Here is a 15,574-nt window from a genome sequence, read left to right as displayed (position 1 = left end):
GCGGTTCCTTCGCTGCCACCCCGGATGGGTGATCAACCGTGCGAAGGTTCGAGGGCTGACCTTAGTGACCAACTTGTGATCAGTTCAAATCCTCACGAGCAAAATCTCGCCACACCTGGCACTTCTTTGCTCACAGCACACCGCGTGTAGCCACAACTTGACGGTACGTTCCCACAAATCCGGCAAGTCGCACATGCGGGACACAGGGCGTCAGACGCGCGATAGCCGCTTCAGGAGCAAGGCGGACGCGACGGGCCTCGCACCCGCCTTCGCCACTCCGTCGGCCACTTCACGGTCGGTGGAGACCACCACGACGGGACGGCCGGGCGGTTCCGCGCGGGCCAGTTGCCTGATCAGCTCATCGGCGGTCACGCCCGCCTTGCTGAACAGCACCCGCACTCCGCGAGGCGGCGCGAGCAGGACCGGAGCCGCCAGCTCGGCCCCGTCGAACACGCAGGTCATCTCCGCCCCGGTCTGTGCCGCCAGGACCGAGAGACCGCCCAGCAGCCTCAACCGCTGCTTCTCCAGCGGCATCTGCGGATACCCGGTCTTCGTGACGTTGTAGCCATCGACGATCAGATGCGCCTGGGGCAGCGCGAGCAACTGGTCCAGCAAAGCCGGATCGGTCTCCGAAAGGGCCCGGGCGGCAATGTCCTTGGGCGACATCCGGCCAGGCTCGACGGCCTCGACGCTGTCCGCGGGACGGATCGACGAGGGCGGCAGGGCCAGTTCGCGCCGCAGCCCCTGCGCCGCGTCGAGCACCGTGTCGAGCAGCAGCCGCAGCCGCATGTCCTCGACCGAGCGCCCTTCCCTGGCGGCCCTGCGGCTCGCCTCGACGGACGCCTCCGCCTCGCCGAGCCGCGCCTTCAGCCGCCGGGACTCGCTCTCGGCGGCCGAGATCTGCACCGCGGCCTCGGCCCGTACCGTCTCGGCCTCGGCGCCGCCGCGGCGCAGGGCCGCCTCGCTGCGCTTGACCTCACTGAGGGCGCTGCGGAGTTTGCGCTGGAGCGACTCCGCCTCCTTGCGGGCGGCGTCGAGTTCGGCGCGCAGCCGCTCGGTCTCGCTCTTCGTCTGACCGCGGGCCTGCGCCAGCTCCTCGCGCAGCCGCTCCAGTTCGCGCCGGGTCTCCTCGTCGGCCCGCTCGGCGTCGGCCCGCTGGACCTCTTCGCCCGCGGCCGCGACCAGCTTGACCCAGCCGGCCGGCCGCAGCACATAGGCCGCGGCGGCCACATCGACGGGATCGGCCGCGGCGGGCGGCGCTCCGGCCTCCAGCGTGGCGGCCAGCTCGGGCTGCGTCTGCGCGATCCGTTCACCGATGCGCCGGCGGAACACCGGATCGCTCTCCAGGGCGGCCGCCATCGCGTTCCCGGCGAACTTCGCACGCCGGGTCGGGGTGAAACGGGCGTACTGTCTGAGCTGGCCGGGAAGTTCGCCGACGGTCAGGCCGCCGAACGCGTCCGAGACCAGCGCGATGACCCGCCGTCGCACCCCCTCGGGCAGCGGGCGGTCGAGTGCCTCGACGGCGCTTTCGGCCTCATCGGCCGGTTCGGCGCCGCTAGTCGGCTGCTCCACCATCCGTCACCCCAATACGTCTGTCCGCGGTCCTGTCAGGAGGCGGCGCCCGGCCTGTCTACCAGCTCGATCTGGTCCACCGCGTTGCACCAACGGCAGCGCACCGACTCGATGGTCTCACTGACCACCTCACGCTCCTCGACGCTCGACTCCCCGGCCAGGTCCAGATGGACGTACTCCACGACCTTGGAGGAGCGGGTCACGTCGAACCGGGTGAGGTTTCCGCAGAGCGTGCAGCGCCAGCGGGTCCCGTCGGTCGGCATGGGAACCGTCGTCATCGTTGCGTCCTCTTTCGTCGTTCGTCGAGCCTGAAGCTGTCTGTATCAACGATCTCGCGGTGCGCCGTCGAACTGCGGATGTCCTGCCGTAACCCTACGGCCTCAGGCATACCCCAAGACACGGCGAGGCGGTCTGTCCCGTTCTCCCCCTGTGCGTCATGCTCTGCGCATGACCGATTGGCGGGAAGTCGACTGGCGGAACAGGGCCAGGAGGATTCGCGAGGCGGCCGCGGCGGACGGAGCGCCCGTCACCTACGGGCTCATCGCGCTGTGCTGCGCCGTCTTCCTGATCAGCCCGCTCTCCGGGTTCAACCTCTCCTACGGCACGGCCGACCGGCTGCTCGCCGCACAGGCCGCGTACTTCGAACGGTGGGGCGTGATCCCCAGCGAACTGTGGGGCGGCTCGGCGCACGCGATTCTCACCCCGCTCACCGCGCTGTTCGTGCACGGCAGCTGGCTGCACCTGCTCGGCAACATGCTGTTCCTGTACGTGTTCGGCGCGATGGCCGAGGAACGCATGGGCCACCTCGGGTTCGCCGTCTTCTACCTCTGCTGCGGGTATCTGGCCCTGCTCGTCTTCGCGGCGGCCCACGCCGAATCCGACCAGACCCTGGTCGGCGCGTCCGGGGCGATCTCCGCGGTACTCGGCGCGTTCCTCTGCCTCTTCCCCAAGGTGCGGGTCACGAGCATCTTCCCGTTCCTCTTCTTCCTGCCGCTGCGCTTCCCCGCCTGGATCGTGCTGATCTTCTGGTTCACCCTTCAGTGGCTGGCGGCGCAGAGCGTGGGAAACAGCCCGGGCGTGGCGTATCTCGCCCATGTCGCGGGCTTCGCCGCCGGGTTCCTCTGCGCCTGGGTGTGCTGTCGCCGTGGGGCTAGAGTGAAGTCTCCAGCCACGGCCACCGAGGGAGAAAGCCAGCCGTGATCACCGCGATCGTGCTCATCAGAACCAGCGTGGACCGGATTCCGGAGATCGCCGAGGCCATCGCCGCGCTGGACAGTGTCAGCGAGGTCTACTCGGTCACCGGTACGTACGACCTGATCGCCATGGTCCGCGTGTCCAAGCACGACGATCTCGCCGATGTCATCCCCGGCCGGATCAGCAAGATCCCGGGCGTCGAGGGAACCGACACGCATGTCGCGTTCCGTACGTACTCGCAGCACGACCTCGAAGCGGCCTTCGCGATCGGCCTGGACGCCTAGGACCTCACGCGGCACGCGGGCCGGGCACGGGTATCGGTTCCGTGCCCGGGCGGTGTGCCGCGGCTGTCAGACCTGGGCCGTCCCGCGGTCCGGGACGCAGCGGCCGCCCTCCGTGCGGTAGCTCCACCGGGCGCCATCGCGCACGAGCTCCTTGACCGCCCGTACGAAACGTTCGACGTGCTCGTCCGGCGTACCGGCCCCGAAGCTGACCCGGATCGCGTTCAGGGACTTCTCGCCCGGCTCGGACTCCGGCGCACCGCACTCGCCCGGGTCCCGCGCCTCGCCGCCCAGCAGCGTCCGCACCAGCGGGTGGGCGCAGAAGAGTCCGTCCCGGACGCCGATCCCGTACTCCGCCGAGAGCGCGGCGGCGAAGTGCGAGCTGTTCCAGCCCTCGACGACGAACGAGATGACGCCGACCCGCGGGGCGTCATCGCCGAACAGGGAGAGCACCCGCACCTCCGGGACCTCGGCGAGTCCGGCACGGACCACCGAGACGAGGTGCTGCTCACGGGCGACGAGGGTGCCGAAGCCCGCCTCGGTGAGCGCCTTGCAGGCGGAAGCGATCGAGTAGACACCGATGACATTGGGCGAACCGGCCTCATGGCGGGCCGCGGTGGTGTGCCACTCCACGTCCACGCCGCCGTCGGTGCGCCGGGCGACCTTGCGGGAGGCGCCGCCGCCCGCGAGGTACGGCTCCGCGTCCTGGAGCCAGTCGGCGCGGCCCGCGAGGACTCCCGAGCCGAACGGCGCGTACAGCTTGTGTCCGGAGAAGGCGGCCCAGTCGACGTCCAGCTCCGTGATGTCCACCGGGTGGTGGGGGGCGAGCTGCGCGGCGTCGAGCACGATCCGGGCACCGTGGGCGTGGGCGGCGGCGGCCAGCTCCCTGACCGGCCACAGCTCACCGGTGACGTTCGAGGCACCCGTGACGCAGACCAGCGCCGGGCCGTTGGGGCGGCGCCCGACGAGCGCCCGCTCCAGGGACTCGACGGCCTGCCCGGGCGTGCGCGGGGCGTCGAGGCAGGTCACGCGGGCGTCGCGCCAGGGCAGCAGCGAGGCGTGGTGCTCGGTCTCGAAGACGAACACCTCGCAGTCCGCGGGGAGCGCGGCGGCGAGCAGGTTGAGGGAGTCGGTCGTCGAACGGGTGAAGACCACCTGGTCGTCGGCCCGGCAGCCGAGGAACTCCGCGACGGTCCTGCGGCTGCTCTCGAAGAGATCCGTGGAGAGCTGCGAGAGGTAGCCGGCGCCCCGGTGGACGCTGCCGTAGTACGGGGCGTACGCGGCGACGTCGTCCCACACCCGCTGGAGTGCCGGGGCGCTGGCCGCGTAGTCGAGGGCGGCATACGCCACTTCGCCCCCCGTAACGAGTGGAACGGTGACGTCCTTGCCCAGAACCGGCAGCGATGCACAAATGGGCCGGTCGAGGGCAGCGGCGGAGACAGACATGGCGAACTCCCGTAACAGGCAGGCGAATTCCGCGCGCCGAGGCGTACGCCGGCAGCGCAGGAGAAGAAGGAGGTGCGCGGAGGAGGGCCAGGGGTCTTCAAGACCCTTCTGGAGCCCTAACGCATTCGCTTGCTCACAAGGGGCTCCCTAGGGACCAGGACCCCGGGGGTTGGCATGCACAGATGCCGAGGGGCCCGCGCTTGCCGCAGACCTCGCTGCCTGCGGCCTGGTCTTCACCCGGGGCACCCCGCCACGGACGGAGGGTTGCCGGACAGCGAGCCGGGGCCTATTCGCTGTCACTCATGACCTGCGCAGCATCTTGCCACACGTACGCACAGACGCAAGGCGCGGTCCGGCATCCGGACCGCGCCTTGCGTCTGCCGCCCTGGTCAGGCGTTGCTGGCCGCCACCCAGCGCTCCAGTACGCGCTTGGCCGCACCGGAGTCGATGGACTCATTGGCCCGTACGATCCCGGCGGCGATCTGCTCGTTCAGCGTGCCCGGCCCCGCGTCCAGGGCGACCAGCGCCGCGGCGGTGTTGAGCAGGACCGCGTCGCGCACCGGACCGGTCTCGCCGTCCAGCAGCCGGCGGGCGACATCCGCGTTGTACGAGGCGTCGGCGCCGCGCAGCGCCTCCACGGGCACCAGCCGCAGGCCGACGTCACGCGGATCGAACGCCTCCTCGCGCACCGCACCGTCCCGTACCACCCAGACCCGTGACGTCGCCGTGGTGGTCAGCTCGTCGAGGCCGTCGTCGCCGCGGAAGACCAGCGAGGAGTTGCCGCGGTCGGCCAGCACACCCGCCACGATGGGCGCCATCCGGAGGTCGGCGACGCCGACCGCCTGGGCGCGGACCTGGGCCGGGTTGGTGAGCGGGCCCAGGATGTTGAACGTGGTCTGCGCGCCGAGTTCCCTGCGGGCCTTGGCCGCGTACCGCAGAGCGGGGTGGAACTTCACGGCGAAGCAGAAGGTGATGCCCGCTTCCTCCGCGACCTGCACGACCCGCTGCGGCGTCAGTTCGAGGTTGACGCCCAGCTTCTCCAGGACGTCGGACGCCCCGCTCGCCGAGGAGGCGGCGCGGTTGCCGTGCTTGACGACCTTCGCGCCGGCTCCCGCGATGACGATCGCCGACATGGTGGAGATGTTGACCGTCTTGGCCAGGTCGCCGCCGGTGCCCACGATGTCGACCGTACGGCCCGGAACGTGGATGGTGTTGGCGTGCGCGTACATGGTCCGTACGAGCCCGGTGACCTCGTCGACCGTCTCGCCCTTGGCGCGCAGCGCGACGGCGAAACCGGCGATCTGCGCGTCGGTCGCCTCACCGCTCATGATGCGGTCCATGGCCCACGCGGTGTCGTCCGATGTGAGGTTCTCGCCGCGCAGCAGCGGGTTCAGCACGCCCGGCCAGGAACGAGCCGCCACGCTGTCGCCGCCGTCCGGGGTCACAACGTTCATGGTCCGCTCCTGGGGTCCACAGCCGATAAGGGATCGGCTCCACCTTATCCAGCCCGGGAGGCGGCAAAGAGCCCCGTCCACTCGATGGACGGGGCTCTCGCTGTGGCGATCGGTTCAGGTGATCAGTGGTGGCCGTGGCCGCTGGTGATCTCCTTGTACTCCTCGGCGGTGGGCTTGGCGATCTGGTTGTCCTCGCCGTAGTAGCCCTTGCTGAGCTTGATACGCAGCTTCTCCACCGGAGAGACCTTGCGCTTGACGCCGTTCTCGTCGACCGCCGGGCCGATCTCGGCCGGCGTGTACTGCTCGTGCGCGGTCAGCGTGTGCAGTTGGCCCGGGCTGAGCGGCTCGTGGATCTCGACGAACTCACCGTGCGGCAGGCGCTTGATGATGCCGGACTCGCGTCCGTGCAGCACCTTGTCCCTGTCGCGGCGCTGGAGGCCGAGGCAGATCCGCTTGGTCACGATGAACGCGATGACCGGAGCCACGAAGAACGCGATCCGCACGAACCAGGTGATGGCGTTGATCGACAGGTGGAAGTGCGTGGCCCACAGGTCGTTTCCACCACCGACGAGCAGCACGAAGTACCAGGTGATCCAGGCGACGCCGAACGCGGTGCGGGTGGGCACGTTGCGCGGGCGGTCCAGGATGTGGTGCTCGCGGTTGTCGCGGGTCACCCAGGACTCGAGGAACGGGTAGACCGCGATCGCGACCAGGACCAGCGGGAAGATCATCAGCGGGATGAACACACCCAGGACGAGCGTGTGGCCCCACAGGTTGATCTCCCAGCCCGGCATCACACGGATGAGACCTTCGGAGAAGCCCATGTACCAGTCGGGCTGCGCGCCGGTCGACACCTGGTCGATGCGGTACGGGCCGAGGGCCCAGATCGGGTTGATCGAGGCGATCGCCGAGATGATGGCGATGACACCGAAGACCAGGAAGAAGAAGCCTCCGGCCTTCGCCATGTACACCGGCAGCAGCGGCATGCCGACGACGTTCTTGTTCGTCTTCCCGGGACCCGCGAACTGCGTGTGCTTGTGGTAGAAGACCAGGATCAGGTGGGCGACCACGAGCCCGAGCATGATGCCCGGCAGCAGCAGGATGTGGACCGAGTAGAACCGGGCGACGAAGTCGACGCCGGGGAACTCTCCGCCGAACAGGAACATCGACAGGTACGTGCCGACGACCGGCACCGAGAGAACGGCACCCTGCATGAAGCGGACACCGGTGCCCGACAGCAGGTCGTCCGGGAGCGAGTAACCGGTGAACCCGGTGAACATGCCCAGGACGAACAGCAGGAAGCCGAACACCCAGTTGACCTCACGGGGCTTGCGGAACGCACCCGTGAAGAAGACGCGCATCATGTGCACGAACATCGCGGCCAGGAAGATCAGCGCGGCCCAGTGGTGGATCTGCCGGACGAGCAGACCACCGCGGACGTCGAAGCTGATGTGGAGTGTCGAGGCGTAGGCCTCGGACATCCGGATGCCCTGCAGCGGCTCGTACGAGCCGTGGTAGACGACCTCGTTCATGCTGGGGTGGAAGAACAGCGTCAGATACACACCCGTGAGGATGATGATGATGAAGCTGTAGAGCGCGATCTCACCCAGCATGAAGGACCAGTGGTCCGGGAAGATCTTGCGCATGTTGGCCTTGGCCAGGCCGTAGATGCCGAGCCGGCCGTCCGCCCAGTCGGCTACCCGCTCACCGGCGGGTGCCTTTCGGTTCTTGTCGTTCGCAGTACTCATCCGCGCTCCCAGAATGCAGCACCGACGGGCTCTTCGAAGTCACCCAGCGCCTCGAGGTTGCCCTCAGTGTTCACGCCGATCCGCAGCTGCGGAAGCGGGTGACCGGCCGGACCGAAGATGACGCGGGCGCCGTCGGAGAGGTCGAAGGTGGACTGGTGGCACGGGCAGAGGACGTGGTGCGTCTGCTGCTCGTACAGGCTGATCGGGCAGCCGACGTGGGTGCAGATCTTCGAGAACGCGACAATGCCCTCGTGGGCCCACTCGCGCTCACGCTTGTTCTTGATGTCGTCCGGCTCGATCCGGACGATCATCAGGGCGGCCTTGCCCATCTGCGTCTGGAAGTCGTGCGCGTCCTCCTCCAGCCCCTCGGGCATGGCGAAGGTCAGCGAGCCGACGACGATGTCCTCGGGACGCAGCGGCTCCATCGTGTTCATGTTGATGAGCTGCTTGCCCTTGCCCCACATGGTGGAGCGGAGCTTCTTCTCCGGCATCGGACCGAGGTCACGCAGCAGCACCACACCGGAGAGCGGCACCAGGGCCAGCGCGCCGAACATGGTGTTGCGGATCAGCTTGCGCCGGCCGAAGCCGGACTCCTCGGCACCTGCCGCGAAGTCGGCGAGCACCTGCGCCTTGACCTCGGGCTCGGCCTCGATGGGGTGGCGCTCGGCCGCCCGCTCGACGTCCGACATCAGGGTGCGCGCCCAGTGGACGGCGCCCGCGCCGATGAAGAAGAGCGCCAGACCCAGGGTCACGCCCAGGGAGAAGTTCAGCGCACTCACGTGGCCGAACGGCCAGATGAAGACGATCTTGTCGACCGGGAAGACGACGAAGGACGCGATGAACGCGATCGTCGACACCATGGACAGCGTGAACATCAGCGCGACCGCGCGCTCGGAGCGCCTCGCGGCCCGTTCGTCGATGTCCTGGATGCGCGGCTTGTGGGCCGGCAGCCCCGGGTCGGCGAACGGATCGTCCGCACCCGATACCGCGCCGTGCGCGGTGTCCTGCTCAACCGGCAGGTTCTCTTCTGGAATCTCTTGGCTACTCATGTCTTCTTGGCCTTAGCGGTGTGGGCCGCGACCCAAACGGCAACTGCGATCAGTGCGCCGAGTCCGAAGATCCAGCCGAACAGACCCTCGCTGACCGGACCGAGACCACCCAGCTTGAGCCCACCGGGGCTCGCCGAGTCTTCTCCGTTCACGGTCTGTACGTACGCGATGATGTCCTTCTTCTGCTGCTCCGGCATCGTCGTGTCGGGGAAGGAGGGCATGCTCTGCGGGCCGGTCTGCATGGCCTCGTACATGTGCTTCGGGCTCACGCCTTGCAGGCTCGGGGCGTACTTGCCGTGTGTCAGCGCGCCGCCCTCACCGGTGAAGTTGTGGCACTGGGCGCAGTTGGTACGGAACAGGTCGCCGCCCCTGGCCGCGTCCGCGCCCTTGGGACTGGCCTGGTTCTCGGTCGGCGTGATCGGACCGGCGCCGAGCGACGCGACGTACGCCGCGAGCTGGTCGATCTGGGCCTGGCTGTAGATGACCTTCTTCTTCGGTACCTGGGCGCCCGGCTGCTGTGCCGGCATACGGCCCGTACCGACCTGGAAGTCGACGGCGGCGGAGCCCACGCCCGCGAGGGACGGCCCGTCGGTGGTGCCCTGACCGCCGGTTCCGTGGCAGCTGGCGCAGCCTACGGAGTAGAGCTTCTTGCCCTCGTCGATAGCGAGGGACTGGGCGGTTTCGTCTGCCTGCGCCTTACCCGCAGGCGCAAAAGCGGCGTACAGCCCCCCGGTAGCCGCCAGCGCGAGGAGTAGTACGACGACCGCCGCCAGCGGATGGCGTCGTCGTGCGGAGAGCTTTTTCACGGATTACCCCGGTGTCAGGATCTTCTGCGTCGATGGTGGGTGGGTGCGAGCCCGGTTACTTGATCATGTAGATCGTTGCAAACAGGCCGATCCACACGACATCGACGAAGTGCCAGTAGTAGGACACGACGATGGCGGCGGTGGCCTGTTCGTGGGTGAACCTCCTGGCTGCGTACGTCCTGCCGAGAACCAGCAGGAAGGCGATGAGACCGCCTGTCACGTGCAGCCCGTGGAAGCCGGTGGTCAGGTAGAACACCGAGCCGTACGGGTCGGACGACAGGGAGAGCCCCGCGTCCTTGACCAGCTCGGTGTACTCCAGGACCTGGCCTCCGATGAAGATCGCACCCATCACGAACGTGATGATGAACCAGGTGCGGAGCTTCTTCACATCGCCCCGCTCCGCGGCGAAGACGCCGAGTTGGCAGGTGAGAGAGGAGAGCACCAGGATCGTGGTGTTCGTCGCCGAGAACGGGAAGTTCAGATGATGAGCCATCTCCTTCCAGTGGTCCGGTCCCATCACCGATCGCAGGGTGAAGTACATCGCGAAGAGGGCCGCGAAGAACATCAGCTCGGAACTCAACCAGATGATGGTTCCGACGCTGGTGAGGTTCGGTCGATTGACCGACGGGTGCGCGTGCCCGGTTTCTACTGTCGTTGCTGTCGCCACGACCGACATTATGTCGGTCGCTTATCCCGCCCTCACTCCCGGGGGTGCCGTTCGGTGTGTCAACCGTCTGTGTCCTCCCCGAACGGCCCATCGAATCGGTGTCATTTCCGGTGCTGACAGCCTGTCGGTCGGAGTACGATCCGCGCATCGGTTCATGCCCGGAGAGCCCCGAAGACGCAGATGTCACGGAGGAACAATGCAGCCGACCGCCACGGTCCTGGTCTACAGCGACGACGCCAATGTCCGCGAGCAGGTGAGGCTGGCAGCAGGTCGCAGGCCGGCGGCGGACGTGCCCCCGGTGGAGTTCGTCGAGTGCGCGACCCTGCCCGCCGTTCTGGCCGCCCTGGACAGGGGCGGCATCGACGTCTGTGTGCTGGACGGCGAGACCGCCCCCATGGGCGGTATGGGTGTCTGCCGGCAGATCAAGGACGAGGTCTTCCACTGCCCGCCGGTGCTCCTGCTGATCGGCCGCCCGCAGGATGCCTGGCTGGCCACCTGGAGCCGCGCGGACGCGGCGGTGACCCTTCCGGTCGAGCCGGTCGAGTTCGCCGACGCCCTCGCGGCTCTGCTGCGGGGCAGGCTGTCCGTGGACGCCTGAGGGGCTCCGGTTTCCGGTTCGCTGTCCCGTCGAGGGGCCGCGCACTCCGGCCGGATCAGACGTGGGGGCGCAGGCGCGCCGCCTGGACGGTGTTCCCGACCGCGCTGTCGGGCGTGCCGTTGTGCAGCGCGCTGCCCTTCTGCCACTTCTCCCAGGACAGGTTCCAGTCGCCGAAACCGTTGTCGAACGGTGTCATGGTGTCGCCGATGCTTCCGACGACCTTGACGATGTCGCCCTGGCGCACGGTGTCGAAGAACCACTCGGCGTCGCTCGTGCTCATGCCCGTACAGCCGTGGCTGACGTTGGCGTTGCCCTGGGATCCGGTCGACCACGGGGCCGCGTGCACGTACTCGCCGCTCCAGGTGACCCTGGTCGCGTAGTACACCGGCAGGTCGTACGACTCGGACGACCCCTCGGCGATGCCGATGCTCGTACCGCGCATGCGTACGTAGTACTCCTTGCCCAGCACCACCTTGACGCCGTTGCGGGTGGAGAAGCCGGGCTTGCCCGTCGTCACCGGCATGGTGTTGATCACTTCCCCGTTGCGCTTCACCGTCATCGAGTGGTCCGAGGCGTCGGTGATGGCCTCGATCCGGTCCCCGGTGGTGAGCTTCAGGGGCTTCGCCGCGGCTCCGTAGAGGGTGTTGGTCACCTTGATGCCCGCGAGGTTGCTCCGGGCCTCGATGGTGGCGTTGGCGGGCCAGTACTCCTTCGGCCGGTAGTGCAGGTTCTTGTCGTCGACCCAGTACCAGGAGCCGGTGGCGGCCGGCGTCGACCTGACCTTCAGCGCGCGCTCCACGGTGGCCCTGGAGGCCTTGTCCTTCACCGGAGCGCTGAGTTCCGCAGTGATGGGCTGCCCGACGCCGTAGGTGCCCTTCTCCGGGCCGAACGCGACCTTCAGCAGCTTCTTGGCCGAGGTGGTCTCGAAGGAGAGCGTGCGGCTGCCGGGGGCGCCGTCCTCGTCCTCCGTGGAGACCTTGACCGTGTACCGGGCTCCGGCCGCCAGTGGGGCCGTCGAATGCCAGCGCTTCCCGTCGGCGGCGAGCTCGCCGGCGAGCTGGCGGCCGTCGGCGTACGAGGCCGTCACGTCGGTGATGCGGCCGTTCGCACCCTTGACGGTGACTTCGAGAGGCTTGTCCGGGTCGGCCTTCTCCTTGCCGGAGGGGGCGTTGAAGGACACCTGCCCGGCCGCGTCGAAAGGCCGTGCGGAAAGGGGATGACCATCGGGCTCGCCACAGGCGGTCGCACCTGCGACCAGGGTCACGACCAGCAGAGTGCAGCTCACTACGGTGCGGATGCGCGGCGTGTGCGTCATGAACTCAACGTAAGAAGATTCATCCGATCCAGCGCGTTCAATGACTCCAAACGAGCGAAGGGCCCGGCCGCTCGGTACTGAGCGGCCGGGCCCCTTGCGAGGTGGAACGGGTCCTACGGGTGGTGCGGTGTCACTGGGTCTGGTTCTCGCCCCGGTAGTACTCGAAGACCCAGCCGAAGAGGCCGATCAGCAGGATCGGGGCCGAGAAGTAGAGCAGCCACCAGCCGAAGATGACGCCCATGAAGGCGAAGGCGCCACCGATGGCCAGCGAGAGCGGCTGCCAGCTGTGCGGGGAGAAGAACCCCACCTCGCCGGCCTCGTCCGCGACATCGGCTTCCTTGTTGTCCTGGGCCATCGCGTCGACCCGGTTGGCCGTGAAGGCCAAGTAGAAGCCGATCATGATGGACAGTCCGAAGGACAGGACCAGTGCGGTGGTACCGACCGGCTCCTTCGACCACACGCCGTACGTGACCGCCATCGCGAGCATGAAGACGCTCAGCCAGATGAACAGCTTGCCCTGGATCTTCACTTGCCTGCCTCCTTGCCACCGGCGAGGGCGTTGGCGGTGCCGGAGTCGTACTCGAGCAGCTCGAGCGCCGCGATCTCCGGGTGGTGCAGGTCGAACGCCGGGGATTCGGAACGGATCCGCGGCAGCGTGAGGAAGTTGTGCCGCGGCGGCGGGCAGGACGTGGCCCACTCCAGCGAACGGCCGTAACCCCACGGGTCGTCGACCTCGATCTTCTTGCCGTACTTGGCCGTCTTCCACACGTTGTAGAAGAACGGCAGGATCGACAGGCCGAGCAGGAACGAGGAGATCGTCGAGATCGTGTTCAGCGCGGTGAAGCCGTCTGCGGCGAGGTAGTCCGCGTAGCGTCGCGGCATGCCCTCGGCACCGAGCCAGTGCTGCACCAGGAACGTGCCGTGGAAGCCCACGAACAGCGTCCAGAACGTGATCTTCCCGAGCCGCTCGTCCAGCATCTTGCCCGTGAACTTCGGCCACCAGAAGTGGAATCCGGAGAACATCGCGAAGACCACGGTGCCGAAGACGACGTAGTGGAAGTGCGCGACGACGAAGTACGAGTCGGAGACGTGGAAGTCCATCGGCGGCGAGGCCAGGATGACGCCGGTCAGACCACCGAAGGCGAAGGTGATCAGGAAGCCGACGGCCCAGAGCATCGGTGTCTCGAAGGACAGCGATCCCTTCCACATGGTGCCGATCCAGTTGAAGAACTTCACACCGGTCGGTACCGCGATCAGGAAGGTCATGAACGAGAAGAACGGCAACAGCACGCCGCCCGTGACGTACATGTGGTGCGCCCACACCGTCACGGAAAGACCCGCGATCGAGATCGTCGCCGCGATGAGACCGATGTAACCGAACATCGGCTTCCGGCTGAAGACCGGGATCACCTCGGAAACGATTCCGAAGAATGGCAGGGCGATGATGTACACCTCTGGATGGCCGAAGAACCAGAAGAGGTGCTGCCAGAGCAATGCGCCGCCATTGGCCGCGTCGAAGATATGCGCACCGAATTTACGGTCCGCCTCCAGCGCGAAGAGCGCGGCTGCCAGAACCGGGAAGGCGAGCAGAACCAGAACACCGGTCAGCAGCACGTTCCAGGTGAAGATCGGCATGCGGAACATCGTCATGCCAGGCGCGCGCATGCAGATGATCGTGGTGATGAAGTTGACCGAGCCGAGGATCGTGCCGAAGCCGGAGAAGGCCAGACCCATGATCCACATGTCGGCGCCGATACCCGGCGAGCGGACGGCGTCCGACAGCGGGGAGTAGGCGAACCAGCCGAAGTCGGCCGCACCCTGCGGGGTCAGGAAGCCCGCCACCGCGATGATCGAGCCGAAGAGGTACAGCCAGTAAGCGAACATGTTCAGCCGCGGGAACGCCACGTCGGGCGCACCGATCTGCAGCGGCATGATCCAGTTGGCGAATCCGGCGAAGAGCGGCGTCGCGAACATCAGCAGCATGATCGTGCCGTGCATCGTGAACGCCTGGTTGAACTGCTCGTTCGACATGATCTGCGTGCCCGGACGGGCCAGCTCGGCGCGCATGAAGAGCGCCATCAGTCCGCCGATGCAGAAGAACGCGAAGGACGTGACCAGGTAGAGCGTGCCGATCGTCTTGTGGTCAGTGGTGGTCATCCACTTGATGACGGTGTTTCCCGGCTGCTTGCGCCGTACCGGCAGCTCGTCCTCGTACGAGTCGTCTGCTGCCGCGGCACCCTGAGGTTCGTTGAGGATGCTCACAGTTTGTTCGTCTCCGCATTCCTGGCCGGGTCCGTCTGCTCGATGCCTGCCGGCACGTAGCCCGTCTGACCCTTCTCCGCCAGCTCCTTGAGGTGCTGCTGGTAACGCTCGGGAGAGACGACCTTGACGTTGAAGAGCATCCGGGAGTGGTCGACGCCGCACAGTTCGGCGCACTTACCCATGAAGGTGCCCTCCCGGTTGGGAGTGACCTCGAACGCGTTGGTGTGGCCCGGGATGACGTCCTGCTTCATGAGGAACGGCACCACCCAGAAGGAGTGGATGACGTCACGCGAAGTCAGGACGAAGCGGACCTTCTCGCCCTTCGGCAGCCACAGGGTCGGACCCGGGTTGCCGTTCTGCGGGTTACGGGTACCGGGGACGCCCACGTCGTAGACGCCGCCGGCGCCCTCGGGGAAGTCCTCGCGGAACCGGTTGGGGATGGCGTCGAGCTCCTTGGGGATCTCGCTGCCGGCGGAGGGCTGGCCCTCCACCTTCTCGATGTAGTTGAAACCCCAGCTCCACTGGTAGCCGACCACATTGATGGTGTGGGCAGGCTTGTCCTCGAGTGCCAGGAGCTTCGATTCATCGCGCGCGGTGAAGTAGAACAGCACCGAGACGATGATGAGGGGAACCACTGTGTACAACGCCTCGATGGGCATGTTGTACCTGGTCTGCGGAGGGACCTCCACCTTGGTGCGCGAACGCCGGTGGAAGATGACGCTCCAGAGGATCAGCCCCCAGACAAGGACACCCGTGACGAGCGCTGCCGCCCACGAGCCTTGCCAGAGGGAGAGGATCCGAGGGGCCTCTTCCGTTACCGGTGTGGGCATACCGAGGCGGGGAAAATCTTCCCAGTTGTACGAACAACCGGAGGCCGTCGCCAGAACCAGGCCCGCAGTCAGCACCTGCGGCAGCTTCCGCCGCATCGGGCGCCGCGACGAGCGGTCGGAGCCGTTGGGACTCACGTAGCGCCTTCCCGAGAGTCTCGCCCGCACGGTCGGCGCGCCCGTCTCTCTGGTCGGTCGCCGGCCCTGTCGCGGGCAGGGGTTTGGATGTTTATGCGGACCAAACCCTACTGGACGCTATCTGGGGTCGCGCGGGGAGGGTGCCCAACGCGCCGTCCGACTCCCCGAAGGGATGGAATCCTGGCCTCCGGGAGCCATCTGACGCCCTCTCTCCTGG

Annotated in this window: 15 protein-coding genes and 1 riboswitch; of the genes, 3 read left to right on the top strand and 12 right to left on the bottom strand. The window is 67.5% G+C overall.

Features of this window, described 5'->3' with window-relative positions; all coding sequences use genetic code 11:
• Positions 1-210 precede the first annotated feature (210 nt).
• Complete coding sequence (locus tag F0344_RS27575; RefSeq protein WP_185301331.1) at positions 211-1,572, bottom strand: NYN domain-containing protein; 1,362 nt, start codon at positions 1,570-1,572, stop codon at positions 211-213.
• Positions 1,573-1,607: 35 nt separating this feature from the next.
• Positions 1,608-1,850 (bottom strand): hypothetical protein, encoded by a 243-nt coding sequence (locus F0344_RS27570; RefSeq protein ID WP_185301330.1) that lies wholly within the window; start codon positions 1,848-1,850, stop codon positions 1,608-1,610.
• 169 nt (positions 1,851-2,019) lie between these two features.
• On the opposite strand from F0344_RS27570, the gene F0344_RS27565 reads away from it, so the two are divergent.
• Positions 2,020-2,772: a rhomboid family intramembrane serine protease gene (locus tag F0344_RS27565; RefSeq protein ID WP_185301329.1), complete on the top strand. Its 753-nt coding sequence runs from the start codon at positions 2,020-2,022 to the stop codon at positions 2,770-2,772.
• On the top strand, positions 2,769-3,050 hold the full coding sequence (locus tag F0344_RS27560; protein WP_185301328.1) for an Lrp/AsnC family transcriptional regulator: 282 nt from the start codon (positions 2,769-2,771) through the stop codon (positions 3,048-3,050). The genes F0344_RS27565 and F0344_RS27560 overlap by 4 nt, the downstream gene beginning before the upstream one ends.
• A 66-nt stretch (positions 3,051-3,116) precedes the next feature.
• Here the strand turns inward: F0344_RS27560 and F0344_RS27555 are convergent, their stop codons facing one another.
• The 6 genes from F0344_RS27555 to ctaE all read right to left on the bottom strand — a co-directional run bounded on the left by F0344_RS27555 (position 3,117) and on the right by ctaE (position 10,226).
• Positions 3,117-4,493 (bottom strand): aminotransferase class V-fold PLP-dependent enzyme, encoded by a 1,377-nt coding sequence (locus F0344_RS27555; RefSeq protein WP_185301327.1) that lies wholly within the window; start codon positions 4,491-4,493, stop codon positions 3,117-3,119.
• 191 nt (positions 4,494-4,684) lie between these two features.
• A riboswitch (SAM riboswitch) is annotated at positions 4,685-4,801 on the bottom strand.
• 81 nt (positions 4,802-4,882) lie between these two features.
• Positions 4,883-5,947: an anthranilate phosphoribosyltransferase gene (trpD, locus tag F0344_RS27550; protein WP_185301326.1), complete on the bottom strand. Its 1,065-nt coding sequence runs from the start codon at positions 5,945-5,947 to the stop codon at positions 4,883-4,885.
• Positions 5,948-6,069: 122 nt separating this feature from the next.
• Entirely contained in the window at positions 6,070-7,695 is a 1,626-nt protein-coding gene (qcrB, locus tag F0344_RS27545; RefSeq protein WP_185301325.1) for a cytochrome bc1 complex cytochrome b subunit, read from the bottom strand.
• The gene (qcrA, locus tag F0344_RS27540; protein ID WP_185301324.1) at positions 7,692-8,744 is read right to left on the bottom strand and encodes a cytochrome bc1 complex Rieske iron-sulfur subunit; all 1,053 of its coding nucleotides are present in this window, start codon (positions 8,742-8,744) and stop codon (positions 7,692-7,694) included. Before qcrA ends, qcrB begins: the two co-directional genes overlap by 4 nt.
• Complete coding sequence (gene qcrC, locus F0344_RS27535) at positions 8,741-9,550, bottom strand: cytochrome bc1 complex diheme cytochrome c subunit (RefSeq protein WP_185301323.1); 810 nt, start codon at positions 9,548-9,550, stop codon at positions 8,741-8,743. Before qcrC ends, qcrA begins: the two co-directional genes overlap by 4 nt.
• A 55-nt stretch (positions 9,551-9,605) precedes the next feature.
• The gene (gene ctaE, locus F0344_RS27530) at positions 9,606-10,226 is read right to left on the bottom strand and encodes an aa3-type cytochrome oxidase subunit III (RefSeq protein WP_173312778.1); all 621 of its coding nucleotides are present in this window, start codon (positions 10,224-10,226) and stop codon (positions 9,606-9,608) included.
• A 187-nt stretch (positions 10,227-10,413) separates the two neighbouring features.
• Here ctaE and F0344_RS27525 point away from each other — a divergent pair, with 187 nt between their 5' ends.
• Positions 10,414-10,815 carry a response regulator transcription factor gene (locus tag F0344_RS27525; protein ID WP_185301322.1) on the top strand — a complete coding sequence of 134 codons (402 nt, stop codon included), beginning with the start codon at positions 10,414-10,416 and terminating at the stop codon, positions 10,813-10,815.
• A gap of 55 nt (positions 10,816-10,870) precedes the next feature.
• On the opposite strand, the gene F0344_RS27520 is transcribed toward F0344_RS27525, so the two are convergent.
• The 4 genes from F0344_RS27520 to ctaC all read right to left on the bottom strand — a co-directional run bounded on the left by F0344_RS27520 (position 10,871) and on the right by ctaC (position 15,357).
• Positions 10,871-12,130 carry a L,D-transpeptidase gene (locus tag F0344_RS27520; protein WP_185301321.1) on the bottom strand — a complete coding sequence of 420 codons (1,260 nt, stop codon included), beginning with the start codon at positions 12,128-12,130 and terminating at the stop codon, positions 10,871-10,873.
• Between the two features lie 130 nt (positions 12,131-12,260).
• Entirely contained in the window at positions 12,261-12,659 is a 399-nt protein-coding gene (locus F0344_RS27515) for a cytochrome c oxidase subunit 4 (RefSeq protein WP_185301320.1), read from the bottom strand.
• Complete coding sequence (gene ctaD, locus F0344_RS27510) at positions 12,656-14,392, bottom strand: aa3-type cytochrome oxidase subunit I (protein WP_185301319.1); 1,737 nt, start codon at positions 14,390-14,392, stop codon at positions 12,656-12,658. The genes F0344_RS27515 and ctaD overlap by 4 nt, the downstream gene beginning before the upstream one ends.
• Entirely contained in the window at positions 14,389-15,357 is a 969-nt protein-coding gene (ctaC, locus tag F0344_RS27505) for an aa3-type cytochrome oxidase subunit II (protein ID WP_185301318.1), read from the bottom strand. The genes ctaD and ctaC overlap by 4 nt, the downstream gene beginning before the upstream one ends.
• Positions 15,358-15,574 lie beyond the last annotated feature (217 nt).

The organism is Streptomyces finlayi (assembly GCF_014216315.1).
GTDB classification, from domain to species: Bacteria; Actinomycetota; Actinomycetes; order Streptomycetales; family Streptomycetaceae; genus Streptomyces; species Streptomyces finlayi_A.
The sequence above is the reverse complement of the archived record's forward strand: the minus strand, read 5'-3'. Positions and strand labels throughout refer to the sequence as shown.

Excerpts from the sequence above, each read along its gene's own strand:
- F0344_RS27570 (WP_185301330.1), bottom strand. The coding sequence starts at position 1,850 with ATGACGACGGTTCCCATGCCGACCGACGGGACCCGCTGGCGCTGCACG.
- F0344_RS27565 (WP_185301329.1), top strand. The coding sequence starts at position 2,020 with ATGACCGATTGGCGGGAAGTCGACTGGCGGAACAGGGCCAGGAGGATT.
- F0344_RS27555 (WP_185301327.1), bottom strand. The coding sequence starts at position 4,493 with ATGTCTGTCTCCGCCGCTGCCCTCGACCGGCCCATTTGTGCATCGCTG.
- trpD (WP_185301326.1), bottom strand. The coding sequence starts at position 5,947 with ATGAACGTTGTGACCCCGGACGGCGGCGACAGCGTGGCGGCTCGTTCC.
- qcrB (WP_185301325.1), bottom strand. The coding sequence starts at position 7,695 with ATGAGTACTGCGAACGACAAGAACCGAAAGGCACCCGCCGGTGAGCGG.
- qcrA (WP_185301324.1), bottom strand. The coding sequence starts at position 8,744 with ATGAGTAGCCAAGAGATTCCAGAAGAGAACCTGCCGGTTGAGCAGGAC.
- ctaE (WP_173312778.1), bottom strand. The coding sequence starts at position 10,226 with ATGTCGGTCGTGGCGACAGCAACGACAGTAGAAACCGGGCACGCGCAC.
- F0344_RS27525 (WP_185301322.1), top strand. The coding sequence starts at position 10,414 with ATGCAGCCGACCGCCACGGTCCTGGTCTACAGCGACGACGCCAATGTC.
- F0344_RS27520 (WP_185301321.1), bottom strand. The coding sequence starts at position 12,130 with ATGACGCACACGCCGCGCATCCGCACCGTAGTGAGCTGCACTCTGCTG.